Here is a 13,643-nt window from a genome sequence, read left to right as displayed (position 1 = left end):
TACAGGGTAGCGAAGGCATGGCGAAGAAGCCAACGACGACGAAGTCTCTTGAGAGCGATGTAGCGGCAGAGCTTGAAAAGGCCCTGGACTTCGATTTCACCGACGACGGCGGTCTCGATATGGCGGCCTCGATGGAGGACCTGGAAGCGCAGATATCGCAGGCCGCGGATGAGCTCGCGCGCGAAGGACGCAACCAGAAGGCCGAGTCAGCTCAAATCCCTGCTTCGAAAGCGGCGTCTCAGGCCAAATCGGCAGAGTTGCGGCCGGTCGAATCGCGCAATGGCGCGCAGCCCACGGGCTTCACTCCGGCTCCCACGGGCTTCACCCCAGCCAATGACGACCGCCAGAAGGACTACCGCACGCTTTTGCACGGCCTCAACCGGCGTGCGTCAAGCACGGTGTACTGGGTCGTGGCGTTCATTTCGGTGGCCTGGATCGCCGGCGCCGGCGGACTCGCCAACCTGCTTTTCGGGTCGGACATCTGGAAGGTCCGCAGCTTCGACCAGCTCTTCGCTCGTCCTGAACTGATCGGCCTTGCGATTGCCGCGATCGTTCCGGTCATTCTGTTCTGGGCCTTTGCCGCGATGGTCCGGCGGGCCCAGGAAATGCGCATTGCCGCGCAATCCATGACCGAAGTGGCGTTCCGCCTGGCCGAGCCGGAAAACCTGGCCCAGGATCGCGTCATGATGATCGGCCAGGCCGTTCGCCGCGAGGTCGCGGCGATGGGCGAAGGCATCGAACGCACGCTGGCGCGTGCGGTGGAGCTCGAAACGCTGGTCCACAGCGAGGTCAACCAGCTCGAGCGTTCCTACTCCGAAAACGAGGTTCGCATCCGCTCGCTGGTCGATGGTCTCGGCAGCGAGCGCGAGGCCGTCGTCTCGCATGCCGAGCGCGTGCGCGCTTCCATCGCCGGCGCCCATGAAACGCTGCGCGACGAGATCGGCGCCGCCAGCGACATCATCCGTGACTCGATCCTCAATGCTTCGACCAAGCTGTCGATGACGATCAACAATTCCGGCGACACGCTGATCGATCGCATCAACGAAAGCTCGATGTCGATCTTCGATTCCGTCGAAACCCGGCTGGATACGATCACCGACCGCCTGTCGACCTCTGGCGAGGCCTTCGCCAGCCTCCTCGACACGCGCATCGCCAAGCTGACCGACACCACCGACGGCCTCACCCGCTCCTTGACGGACCTGCTCGACGACCGCACCAACGGCATGGTTTCCTTGCTTGGCGGCGCCGCGCGCACCCTGAACTCGGAGTTCGAGGCCAGCCTGAGCGGCATCGAGCGGACGCTGGCCGAACGCGGGCAGGCGCTGATCAGCGAATTCCAGACCCGCGCCGAAGCGCTGGATACGGGCACACAGAAGCTCAACGCCGCGCTCGAGGCCCGTGCCCGCCAGATCAACGAGACGCTGGTCGAGCGTGCGCGCGATATCGCCAACACCTTCGCGGAGAGCAAGGACTCGCTGTCGGCCATGATCGATCAGGGCAAGACCCAGATCGGCGCCGACATGGCCGATATCATCTCGTCGACCTCGTCCATGCTCGAGGCCCGCGCCACCGATTTCGCCGGACGCATGGAAGCCGCCCGCCACGTCGTGTCGCGTTCCTTCGACGCCGACCTCCAGCGGCTCGCCAGCGCCCGTGCCGGCATTGACGAGGCGATCGAGGACCACAGCCGCAAGCTCTCCGAAAGCAGCGACCGCATGGCCGCCACGCTGCAGGCGGACCTGGCAAAATTCGCCGAAAGCCGCGCCGATATCGACGCCGCCGTGGCCAACCAGGTGGAGAAGCTCGCCGAGGGCCGCAGCCTGGTGTCGCGCGCGCTGGAAGAGGATCTGCGCAAGGTCAACGAGTCGCACGCGGCCATCGACGCCTCGCTCGGCGCCCATCTCGAGCAGCTCGAAGAGGGTCGCAACCGTCTGTCCCAGGCTCTCAACGAAGACTCCGGCAGATTGGTCCAAGCCCGTACGATGATTGATGAAATGGTCGCCGGCCATGTCGGGAAACTGGCCGAAGGCCGCAGCATTCTGGCGCGCGCGCTGGAGGCTGATCTCGCCAAGTTGGCCGACAATCGCGCCAGCATCGATGGGCTGGTCGCAGGCCAGGTGGAGAAGATCGCCGAGGGCCGCGCGGTGCTGGCCAAGGCGCTCGAGACCGACATCGTTGGCATCAGAAAGCTGATCGAGACCCATTCAGCCAAGATCGCTGAGGATAGGGGTGAGTTGAGCCGCGCGCTGGAAGGCGACCTGAGCGGCATCCGCGACCTCATCGACAGCCACGCCGGCAAGCTCGCCGAGGATCGCAGCCTGCTGTCGCAGACGCTCGAATCCGACCTCGCCAAGCTCGCCGAAAGCCGCGCCAGCATCGACGGCCTCGTCGCCGGCCAGGTCGAGAAGCTCGCTGAAGGCCGCGATATCCTCAAGCGCGCCTTGGAGGCAGACCTCAACACGATCAGGGATACCATCGCAGGACACTCCGACAGGGTGCAGGAAGAGCGCGCGCAGCTGTCGAGGGCCCTCGAGGCCGACCTGCAGGTGGTCGGCGGCGCAATCGCCGACCACCAGAACAGGCTGGTCGAGGATCGGTCGGTGCTGACGAAGTCGCTCGAGGACGATCTGGCCAAGCTCGCCGAAAGCCGCTCCAGCATCGACGGCCTGGTCGCCGGGCAGGTCGAGAAGCTTGCCGAGGGCCGCGACATCCTCAAGCGAGCCTTGGAAGCGGACCTCAACACCATCCAGGGAGCCATTGTCGATCATTCGCAGAAGATCGCCGATCATCGCGCCGAGCTTTCCCGCGTCCTCGATGCCGATATGGCCAATGCGAGCGGCCTCATGCAGAGCCACGCAGACAGGCTTGTCGAGGACCGCGCGACGTTGTCCAAGGCCTTGGAGGACGACCTCGCCAAGCTGGCCGAAAGCCGCTCGAGCATAGACGGACTGGTCGCCGGGCAGGTCGAGAAGCTCGCCGAAGGCCGCGACATCCTCAAGCGCGCCCTCGAAGCAGACCTCGCCAAGCTGGCCGAAAGCCGCTCTAGCATCGACGGTCTCGTCGCCGGCCAGGTCGAAAAACTTGCCGAAGGTCGCGATATCCTCACCCGGGCGCTCGAAAACGACCTGCAGAAGCTCGCCGAGGGCCGCAGCGAAATCGACGGCATCATTGCCGGCCATGTCGGCAAGCTGTCGGAAGGCCGCGACCTCCTCGCCCGCGCTCTGGAGGACGATCTGGCCAAGCTCTCCGAGACCCGCCGGAACATCGACCATTCGGTGTCCGGCCACATCGACCAGATCGCCGCCAAGAGCAGCGACATCTCGGCGGCGATCGCCGCCGATGTCGAAAAGATCGAGCAGGCCTTCAGCCGCCAGACGGGCATCATCGAAGAGCGTGCCGGCACCATGGAGCGGGCCCTCTCGAACGGGGTGGACAATGTCCGCGGCGTTCTCGAAAAGACGGCCGTCTTCGTTGCCGGCGCCTTGCGCGACAAGGTCATGGAAATCACCAGCGCCCTGCATGAGCAGGCCGGTGCCGCCTTCAGCGATGCCGATCGCAAGATCGCCGAGCGCGCCGAGCAGACTTCCGCCGCCTTGCTTGCCAGGGCCGAGGATATTGCCCACGCCTTCGAGGAGGCGGACCGCCGCCTGCACGAGCGCGCCCAGGACACGTCCAGCATGCTCATGGCCCGCGCCGATGAAGCCTCCAACTCGCTGATGGCTCGCGCCGAGGAAACCGCCGACAAGCTGAATGCACGCGTCAGCGACATCGCCGGCACGTTCGACGCCGCCGACCAGAAGCTGGTTGCACGCGCGGTCGAAACCGCGCAGTCGCTGGCGGCACGCGCCGGCGACATCCTGCGCAACTTCGAAGGCGCCGACGAGCGGCTGAGCATGCGCATCACCGAGTCGGCCGAAGCGCTGGCCGCGCGCGCCGCCGATCTTGGCCGCATCTTCGACGCCGCCGACCAGCATCTGATCAATCGCATCGCCGAGGGTTCGGAAGCGCTCTCGTCGCGGGCGTCCGAGATTGCCCGCATCTTCGACGACGCCGATCAGCGGCTGGTGTCGCGGATCTCCGACAGCAGTTCGGCCATCGGCCAGCATACCGAAACCATTGTCGGAGCGTTCGCCACCACCGAGCAGCGCGTCGCCGACCGTGCCCGCCAGACCGGCCAGGAACTTGCCGTTCACGCCCGCGAGATCGAGCAGGCGCTGGCAGGCGCCGACGAGCGGCTGGCTTCGAGTGCAGCCGCGGTCGCCGCCCGCGTCGAGGAGCAGGTCGCGAGCGTCGAAAGCCGTCTCGCGTCCACAGCCGAGACAATGGGCAAGAAGCTCGACGAGCAGGTCTCCGGGGCCGAGGCGCAGCTTATCTCGCGCGCCAACGTCATCGCCGAAACCTTTACGGCGGTCGGACAGCATATCGGCCAGAGCACCAACGAGGCGGCAAAGACCATCGGCGCCAACACCCGCGAGCTCAACACCATGCTGGCCGCGCGCTCCGCCGAAATGTCCAAGATCCTCGACGAGAAGGCCCGGCCGCTGGTCGAGCGTTTCGCCCAGGGCGGCTCGGAGCTGCACAAGAGCATGGAAGAGGTCACGGCCCGCGCGACCGAGAAGCTGCGCAGCGAGAATGCGGCTCTCGTCAACGCGCTTGCCAGCCGCACGGCCGAGACGCTTTCGGCCGTCGAGGGCGCGCGCTCGACATTGGCAGACAGTGTGACCGACCTCATCGGCCGCATGTCCGACTCCAGCGCACAACTCGGTCAGTTGATCGAGCAGGCGGCAGCCAACCTCGGTCACGTCGAGGAACGTCTCACCGGCAGCACGCAGAGCTTCGCGGTGACGACCGAAAAGGCGGCGCAGACCTTCGCCAGTTCGGCGCGTCTCGTCGACACCAACACGACGCGGCTCACCGATCTGTCGTCGGCGACGTTGCGCGAGGTTGCCGCCATCGCGACCAAATTCGACGAGCACAGCCGGCTGCTGTCGAGCGCTTCGACCTTGTTGAGCTCGGCGCAGAGCAATCTCGAGCACACGCTCGAGCGGCAGTCCTCGCTGGAAGACCTTGCTGTCGGCCTGGTCAAGAAGTCGGAAGACCTCGAGAAGGTCATGCGCTCGTTCGAAGACCTCGTCGGCAAGACGATGCAGAACGCCGAGGGCCGCACGAGGGAGTCGGCGGAGAAGATCCGCACGGCAATCGCCGACGTCGTCGATTCGGCAACGCAACGCTTCGCCGACGCCACCGAGGAGATGCGGCGCACCGCCGGCTCGATCAAGAGTGAGCTGGACCTGACCCGCGCCGAACTCAAGAAGGGCGTCATCGAGATGCCCGAGGAAGCCAAGGAATCGACCTCGGCCATCCGCCGCGCCGTCGCCGAGCAGATCAGCGCGCTCAAGGAACTGTCTGACATCGTTGCGAAATCCGGCCGCAGCGGCAGCAGCGAAGGCGCCGAGCCGCGGAGCCTCCGTCCCGCCCCGCAGGCGCCTGTTGCCCGTCCCGCCGAGCAGTCGCTGCGCCGTCCGCCGGCGCCTCAGCCTCAGCCGGAGAGCCGGGCCCCGCAGGCACCGCTCGCCGAAGCAAGCCTGCGCGGCACGCTCGATCTCGAGCGCCCGGCGGAGGCGACCCGCCGCGATCCCAATGGAAAGACGGCGCAGGGCGGCTGGGTGCGTGATCTCCTGACCAATGCTTCGCGCGATGAAGAGCTGAAGCCGGCGGCGCCGGCGGAAGCGCCGCGTGCGGCTCCTGCCCAGCGCTCGCCATTGCACGTCATGGAGTCGCTCAACTCGCTGTCCGTCGACATCGCGCGCGCCATTGACCACGACGCCTCGATCGAGCTGTGGAACCGCTACAGGCGCGGCGAGCGCGACGTGTTCACCCGGCGCCTCTACACGCTGAAGGGCCAGCAGACCTTCGACGAGATCCGTCGCAAATACCAGGCCGAGGCGGAGTTCCGCGCCGCGGTCGACCGCTACTGCGACGATTTCGAGAAGCTGCTCAAGGACGTGTCGCGCAACGACCGCGACAACATCATGGCGCAGACCTATCTGACGTCGGACACCGGCAAGGTCTACACCATGCTTGCCCACGCCAGCGGCCGGCTGCAGTAGTCAGGCCGCGCCGAGAACAAAAAAGGCGGGCAAGTCCCGCCTTTTTGATGTCCTCGGCCGCACCTTCGGCTCGTCGGAGCGCTTGGGACGATTCCCGCTCAGATCACCGAATCCGTCCAGCGGACGATGTCCTTCGCCGCTTGGCCGAAGGCGCTGTCCAGCGCGCCGACATAGGCGGCGTTGCCGCTGCCGGATACCGGCGCGCTCGCGCTGAAGCTCTTGGCAGCGCGCACCTCGCCATTGCGATCGTTGAGGATACGCACGAACAGATCGACCTCGGCATGCTCGCCGCCATTGACGCGAACTTCGAAGGTTCGCACCTCGGCGATGATCCGATAGTCGATCGCCAGCCCCTCGCCCGGCTTGCCGACGCCGGCAAAGCTGCCGGACCGCTGGAAGGTTTCGGCGAGCCTGGCCTGCACGATGAGCGGCAGGCGGTCCGCCCATTGCGCGCCCTTGAGATACTGGATCGACAGATCGGATGGCCTGATCACGATGTTCTGGCTGTCCAGCGCCTTGAGCGCCGACGGCTGGGTGATCAGGATCTGGCGGCGGCTGTGGCCATGCGCGTCGACCATCGGCGCCGACAATTCGAATGTGTCGAGCGGCGCCGGCTTGCCGCCCAGCGCCGCGCAGCCGGCGACCGAGAGCGCAAGCAGCAGCGCGGCCGATTTCACTCCGCCCGATCTGACAGTCGACTTCACGCGAGATCCCCGTTGTCCCCGGATCGTAAGATCAACCCGCAATTGCGGCCCTTGTTCTTGCGGTGGGCGAAGGCCGAAGTCAACGCCGCACCCTGCCGTCATATTGCCGGACCTCGCCCTCGCCGCCCGTCAGGATCCGCTGCGGATTGCGGCTGAGGTCGGTCACTGCTTCCTCGATGCGGTTGATCGACCTGCGGCTGTCCTGGACCAGCGCCTCGACATTCTGCAGGCCCTGGCCGGAGAAGCGGGCCAGATTGTCGGTGATGGTGCCGAGCCGCGCGTTCAGCGTATCGGCGACCTCCTTGAACGATTTCAGCGTCGCCCTGGCGTCGGCCATCACGCCATTGGCCTCGCCGGAGCCAAGCAGGTTGTCGACCTTGACCAGGATGCCGTCGACGCGCACCGAAGCGTCGTTGAGTCGCTGCGCAAGCTGTTTGGCGTCCTTGATCGTCTGGTCGATATCGTCGGCCCGGTTGGCGAATTTGTTCGTCACCTTGGCGATGTCGGCGGCGGCCTGATTGGCGTTGTCGCTGGCCTTCTGGATGTTGGCCAATGCGGTGCGCACCTCCGCCGGATCGATGCCGTCCAGCACGCCATTGACCTTGTCAAGCGTGCCTTGCGTCTTCTGCGCGAAGTCGTTGATCGAGCCGACCGCCGTGTTGACGTTGTTGATGACGGTGTCGAACTGCTTCGAAGTCTCCTTCAGATTGCCGGTCACCGTGTTGACGTTGGCGACAATGCTCTTGATCTGGTCCTTGTCGACGGAATTGAGCAGCCCTTCGGCGGCCTTCAAAGTGCCGTCGAGCTTGCCCGAAACACCCTTCAGCTCGTCGGAGAGCGCGCTGACGCTGGACAGGAACTTGTCGATGCCGTCGGAATTCTTGGCCAGCGCGTCGGAGAAGGTCTGCACGTTCCGGACGGTCTGGGTCAGCGGACCGCGGACGTCCCTGGTAAAGCCTTCCAGCTCGGACAGCACCTTGTCGGCGCGCGTGAAGATATCCTGCGCCGTCTGCAACAGATTGGTCACGGCGGACGGGTTGGCGACGATCTCGGCGACCTTGCCTTCCTTTTCCGCCTGGTCGAGCAGCTTCACCTCCTTGGGATCGGCCCCCTTGAGCTCGATATTGGCCTGGCCGGTGAGGCCGGCGAGCCCGATATCGGCCTGTGTCGACTTGGTGATCGGCGTCATGCGGTCGATTTCGGTGTCGGCGATGGCGACCGTCGGGTTGTCGACGTCGATATAGACGCGCTTGACGTCGCCCACCTTGACGCCGTTGAAGAGCACGAAGCTGCCGCGGCCGAGGCCTGAAGCAGAACCCGGGATGCGCACGCGCAACAGCGTCGTCTCGCCCCTGTCGCCGATCGCGGCCGTCCAATAGACGAAGGCGAAGGCCGCAAGGATCGCGGCCAGCGTGAAGATGCCGACAATGATGTAGTTGGCTCTGGTTTCCATTGCCTCACTTATGGCTATGCGCGGGCCGCGAGATCAAGTTGGCGAGCACGTTTTCCGCGGAAATACGATTTCACCCACGGCTCCTCGCTCTTCAGCATGTCGTCGATCGTGCCTTCGACCAGCACCTTCTTCTTGCCGAGCACCGCCACGTGGTCGCAGGCGGTGAACAGCGTGTCGAGGTCGTGCGTGACCATGTAGACCGTCAGGTCCATCGTATCGCGCAGCTTGACCACCAGCTCGTCGAACTCGGCGGCGCTGATCGGATCGAGGCCGGATGTCGGTTCGTCGAGGAAGACGATATCGGGATCGAGCGCCAGCGCGCGCGCCAGTGCCGCGCGCTTGATCATGCCGCCGGAGAGCTCGGACGGAAACTTCTGCGCCGCGTCCGGCGGCAGGCCGACCAGCTCGATCTTGAGCATGGCGAGTTCGTCCATCAGCTTCTTCGGCAGGTCGAGATATTCGCGCATCGGCACCTGAACGTTCTCCAGCACCGTCAGCGCCGAAAACAGCGCGCCATGCTGGAACAGGACTCCGAGCCGCATGTCGATGCGCAGGCGATCGGCTTCGCTTGCCTTGTCGACGTCGACGTTGAACAGCTTGATCGTGCCTGACTGCTTGGGCATCAGGCCCAGAATGGTGCGCAGCAGCACAGACTTGCCGGCGCCCGAAGCACCGACGAACCCCAGGATCTCGCCGCGCTTGATGTCGAGCGACAGCTTGTCGAGGATGACCTTGTCGCCAAAGGCGACGGTCACGTCGCGCACGGAAAGCACGACTTCGCTGTCGTCCTTGTCCTGCGCTGGCTTGGGTCCGTTCGCGATCGCCATGTCAGAACTCGATCGCCGCATAGAACATGGCGAACAGCCCGTCGAGGATGATAACGACGAAGATCGACTTCACCACCGAGGCGGTGACGTGCTGGCCCAGCGATTCGGCGCTGCCGCCCACCTTCATGCCTTCGACCGAGGCGATGATGCCGATGATCATGGCCATGAAGGGTGCCTTGATCAGCCCGGCAAAAATCGTGCTGATGTCGATGGCGACACGCAGCCGGTCGAGGAATGCGGCCGGCGGAATATCGGAGTAGAGCCAGGCAGCAACGATGCCGCCGGCAAGGGCGGCGAAATTGGCGACGATCGTCAGACATGGCAGCGCGATCACCAATGCCACCAGCCGCGGAAAGACGAGCACGCCGATGGGGTTGAGCCCGATCACCTTCAGCGCGTCGACTTCCTCGCGCATTTTCATCGAGCCGATCTCGGCGGTGATGGCGCTTCCCGAGCGGCCCGCCAGCATGATCGCCGTCATCAGCACGCCGAGTTCGCGCAGGATCAGCACGCCGACGAGATCCACGACGAAAATGTCGGCCCCGAAATAGCTCAGCTGATAGGCGCCCTGCTGCGCCACGATGGCGCCGACGATGGCCGACATCAGCACCACCACGGGGATGGCGCCGACGCCCATGCGATCGATCTGGTTGAAGATGGCGGCCGGATTGACGGCATGGCCGCGGCCGAGCTTCATCTGCGCGCCCCGGATGGTGGCACCAAGGATGTTCATCGACGCGAAAAAGTCGTCGCGCATCTCGAAGACGCGTCGGCCGACCAGTTCCAGCGCGCGCAAGATGATGTTGGGCGGGCCGGCCGGGCCTGATTCGCGCTCGCGGCGGACCGCATCGCCAACCGCGCCGAGCAGGATCGAAGCGACTTCGCTCTGCCCCTGCAGGTGGACTTCGACACCCTTCTTCTCGAAGGCGCTGGCGAGACGGTCGATCAGCCAGGCGCCGGCGGTGTCGATCTTCTCGATCTTGGAAAGATCGAGGATCAGGCTTTTTGCGCCGCTGCGCTTCTCGACCTTGCGCATATCCGCGTCGATCAGCGCTACGGTGCGCGTGGTCCAGACGCCGGAGAACGCACAGCCGAGAACGCCGTCCTCCTCGCCCACGGCGACGCGCGGCTGGTGATTGGCTTCACCGGAGGCCGTGCGGCTTGCGTCGCGTTTGCGGATGTTCAACATGGCGTCCTGTTTAGCGTGGCGGAACTGGCGTGTCGATTTGCCGGCAGACCCGGGCCGCATAGCCGGAGAAGAAAAATATGGCGCGTGTCATTTCGGTCGAGCCGGAGCGCTTTCCCATCGCCGGCGCCTTCACCATCTCGCGCGGCTCGAAGACCGAGGCAGAGGTCATCACAGTCACAATCGCTCACGAAGGTCATATAGGGCGCGGCGAATGCGTCCCCTACAGGCGCTACGGCGAGACCATGGAAGGCGTGCGCGAGGCGATCGAGGCAATGCGTCCGCGCCTTGCAGGCGGGATGGACCGAGCCGCCCTGCTCACGGCCATGCCGGCCGGCGCCGCGCGCAACGCCATCGATTGCGCGCTGTGGGATCTGGAGGCCAAGCTGAGCGGCAGGCCAGTGGCAACCCGGATCTGCGCTGCCCAACCGCACGCGCTTGAAACTGCCTACACGCTCTCGCTCGGTGAGCCGGAAGCCATGGCCGCCCAGGCCCGCGCCAACGCCACGCGGCCTTTGCTCAAGGTCAAGATCGGCGGCGACAACGACTTGGCCCGCATTCGCGCGGTGACCGAGGCCGCTCCGCGGAGCCGGATCATTCTCGATGCCAATGAGGGCTGGACGGACGGCAACATCGAAGCCAATCTGGCCTTCGCCGCCCAACTCGGGATCGCGCTGATCGAGCAGCCTCTGCCCGCCGGCCGCGACGGCATCCTGCGCGAGATCGCTCATCCGGTGCCGATCTGCGCCGACGAAAGCGTGCATGAGGCAAAGGACCTCGATTCGCTGGTCGGCCTCTACGACGCGGTCAACATCAAGCTCGACAAGTCAGGCGGTCTGACGGAGGCGGTCAAGCTTAACGAACGCGCCCGTGAGCTGGGATTCGGCATCATGGTGGGCTGCATGGTCGGCACCTCGCTCGCCATGGCGCCGGCCGTCCTGCTTGCTCAGGACGCCGATTTCGTGGATCTCGACGGTCCGCTGCTGCTGGCCCGCGATCGCGAGCCAGGCCTGGTCTACCAGGGATCGCTGGTATCACCGCCGGACCGGGGACTGTGGGGCTGAACGCGCGGCAAGCCCGATCAGCGCAAGACCGGCAATCGCGATCGGGATCATCACCAGAAACCCGTCGACGCCGAGACGTTCATAGAGCGGCCCGGACGCGAGCGTCACCGCAGCCATGAAGAAGCCGTTGAAGAAATAGGCAATGCCTTGCGCGGCACCCGTACGTTCTTCGGACACCGTTTCTCCGATCATCTTCTGCAGGCCGATCAGCACCATCGCCACCGACACCGAATGCAGCGTCTGGACGCCGAAGAATCCGGCAACACCCAGTCCGAGCGGCCAGACCATCGGAAAGGCGATCCAGCGCAAGATGGCGCCGAAGCCCGCGATCATCATGACCCTGGTCACCGAGACGGAAGCGAAAATGCGGTTGAAGAACAGAAACATGCCGACTTCCGACACCACGCCCCAAGCCCAAAGCAGGCCAACGACCGAGTCGCCGATGCCGATCGACTTCCAATAGATCGACACAAAGCCGTAAAGGAATGCGTGGCTGGCGGTGATGATGCCGACGCCAAGGGTGAAATAGAGAAAATAGGCGTTGAACAGGCTCGGCGCCGAATGCTGCAGATCGGCCGCCGACAGCGGCGACGCCTTGCGTGGCCTTCCCATGCGCGGCGCCAACAAGCCCGCAATCAGCGCGGCCGCGAGCGCAACGAAGAGGATCGCCGGCACGGCTTTGGCTCCGGTTTGCGCGAGGATGAAGCCGCCCACGACATTGGCGCAGAGATAGGAGACGGAGCCCCATTTGCGCATGCCGGTGTATTTGGAGCCGAATCGGCGCACGCCGGACAGCGCCAGCGAATCGGCCATCGGCGAATGCGGCGTCCAGGCGATCGTCAAAAGCAGCGATATGGCCAGCACGATCGCGTAGGTGGCCGGCAGGAAATAGCCGGCCGAAATGATCATCGATGCCGCGACCAGCGCGATGTAGACGTTGGCACGGTCCTTCGCCCGGTCGGCAAAGGCGGTCAGCATGGGTGTCGTCACCACTCGCAGAAACATCGGCGCCGCCAGGATGACGGCGATCTGCTCGGCATGGAAACCCTTGGCCTGCAACCAGAGCGGAAAATAGGGCAGATGGATGCCAAGCGACACGAACAATGTCGCGAAGATCAGGCTCATGCGCAGTTCGAAATGGCTCGGTTTGACGAGTTGCTCGGGCGAAAGTGGCGGCAGCGACATGAATCGATCCAATTACGTTGCGTGGGACGGCCTGCAACGCGTTGCGTTCCCTAACATGAGGCAGCACACGGCGGAACTGCCTGGACCAACCGATCAGGCTGAAACTGTTGAGACGAATTCTCCGGCCCATCGCGGAAGGCGGCCGCGGCTCGCGTCGTGATCGACAATTGGAGGGGTCAGGCGGCCTTGGCCGCCCTGCCCTGGATGCCGACGATATCGACGGGCACGAGCACGTCCTTTCCGGCCGGCGCCTGCGGCTGCACATGCGCCCAGGTCAGGATCTCCATGCGGCCGTCGAAATGCTCGACCACCGCCGTGCAGCTTTCCACCCAGTCACCCGTGTTGATGTACTGGACCTCGCCATAGTTCTCGATCGCCGCGTGGTGGATGTGGCCGCAGATGACGCCGTCGACATGGGAGCGTCGCGCTTCCTCGGAGAGCACCGTCTGGAACGAGCCGATGAAGTTGACGGCCTTCTTGACCTTGACCTTGGCCCAGGACGAGAACGACCAGTAAGGCAGGCCGAGCATGTGGCGCAGCTTCGTCACGACCCGGTTGACCATCATCGCCGCGTCATAGGCGTAGTCGCCAAGATAGGCGAGCCAGCGCCGGTTGTGCACAATGGTGTCGAACTGGTCGCCATGGATGACGAGCATCCGCCTGCCGTCGGCGGTCACGTGGATGGCGCGGTCGGCAACGACGATGCCGCCGAAATGCACGCCCTGGAACTGGCGGGCGAACTCGTCATGGTTGCCGGCAATGTAGGTGATGCTGGCGCCCTTGCGCGCCTTGCGCAGCAGTTTTTGCACCACGTCATTGTGGCTCTGCGGCCAGTGCCAGTTGCGCCGCAGGCGCCAGCCATCGACGATATCGCCGACCAGATAGATGATGTCGGCCTCATGGTGGCGCAGGAAGTCGATCAGGAAGTCGGCCTTGGCCGCCTTGGAACCGAGATGCACGTCCGAAATGAACATGCTGCGGAAAGTGCGGGGCTCTGGACCGGACATCGCTTGTCACCGTTGCTTTCGCGACAGCCTATGCCCCGATTCATGCAACAACCGTATGACGGTTGCGATTGGTCCAGCCCAGGCGCTAGCCTGCCGGACCTATCAAC

8 protein-coding genes are annotated in these 13,643 nt (G+C 64.9%); 2 read left to right on the top strand and 6 right to left on the bottom strand.

Annotated features, from left to right (window positions below):
* Positions 1–17: 17 nt before the first annotated feature.
* The gene (locus tag EJ074_RS29240) at positions 18–6,110 is read left to right on the top strand and encodes a kinesin (protein ID WP_095805979.1); all 6,093 of its coding nucleotides are present in this window, start codon (positions 18–20) and stop codon (positions 6,108–6,110) included.
* A gap of 98 nt (positions 6,111–6,208) precedes the next feature.
* On the opposite strand, the gene EJ074_RS29235 is transcribed toward EJ074_RS29240, so the two are convergent.
* The 4 genes from EJ074_RS29235 to EJ074_RS29220 are packed head-to-tail and all read right to left on the bottom strand — an operon-like array spanning position 6,209 to position 10,283.
* Positions 6,209–6,916, bottom strand: coding sequence for an ABC-type transport auxiliary lipoprotein family protein (locus tag EJ074_RS29235; protein ID WP_095805980.1), 708 nt, complete (start codon positions 6,914–6,916; stop codon positions 6,209–6,211).
* The gene (locus EJ074_RS29230; protein WP_095805981.1) at positions 6,894–8,267 is read right to left on the bottom strand and encodes an MlaD family protein; all 1,374 of its coding nucleotides are present in this window, start codon (positions 8,265–8,267) and stop codon (positions 6,894–6,896) included. Before EJ074_RS29230 ends, EJ074_RS29235 begins: the two co-directional genes overlap by 23 nt.
* Before the next feature lie 14 nt (positions 8,268–8,281).
* Complete coding sequence (locus tag EJ074_RS29225; protein ID WP_095805982.1) at positions 8,282–9,094, bottom strand: ABC transporter ATP-binding protein; 813 nt, start codon at positions 9,092–9,094, stop codon at positions 8,282–8,284.
* 1 nt (position 9,095) lies between these two features.
* A complete protein-coding gene (locus EJ074_RS29220) occupies positions 9,096–10,283 on the bottom strand; it encodes an ABC transporter permease (RefSeq protein ID WP_095805983.1) in 1,188 nt (395 codons plus the stop codon).
* 77 nt (positions 10,284–10,360) lie between these two features.
* On the opposite strand from EJ074_RS29220, the gene dgcA reads away from it, so the two are divergent.
* A complete protein-coding gene (gene dgcA, locus EJ074_RS29215; RefSeq protein WP_095805984.1) occupies positions 10,361–11,344 on the top strand; it encodes an N-acetyl-D-Glu racemase DgcA in 984 nt (327 codons plus the stop codon).
* Here the strand turns inward: dgcA and EJ074_RS29210 are convergent.
* On the bottom strand, positions 11,315–12,529 hold the full coding sequence (locus tag EJ074_RS29210; RefSeq protein WP_095805985.1) for an MFS transporter: 1,215 nt from the start codon (positions 12,527–12,529) through the stop codon (positions 11,315–11,317). The genes dgcA and EJ074_RS29210 overlap by 30 nt on opposite strands.
* A gap of 176 nt (positions 12,530–12,705) precedes the next feature.
* Entirely contained in the window at positions 12,706–13,536 is an 831-nt protein-coding gene (locus tag EJ074_RS29205) for a UDP-2,3-diacylglucosamine diphosphatase (RefSeq protein ID WP_095805986.1), read from the bottom strand.
* Positions 13,537–13,643 lie beyond the last annotated feature (107 nt).

Origin of the sequence: Mesorhizobium sp. M3A.F.Ca.ET.080.04.2.1 (assembly GCF_003952525.1) — a bacterium.
In the GTDB taxonomy this organism is placed as follows: Bacteria; Pseudomonadota; Alphaproteobacteria; order Rhizobiales; family Rhizobiaceae; genus Mesorhizobium.
The sequence above is the reverse complement of the archived record's forward strand: the minus strand, read 5'-3'. Positions and strand labels throughout refer to the sequence as shown.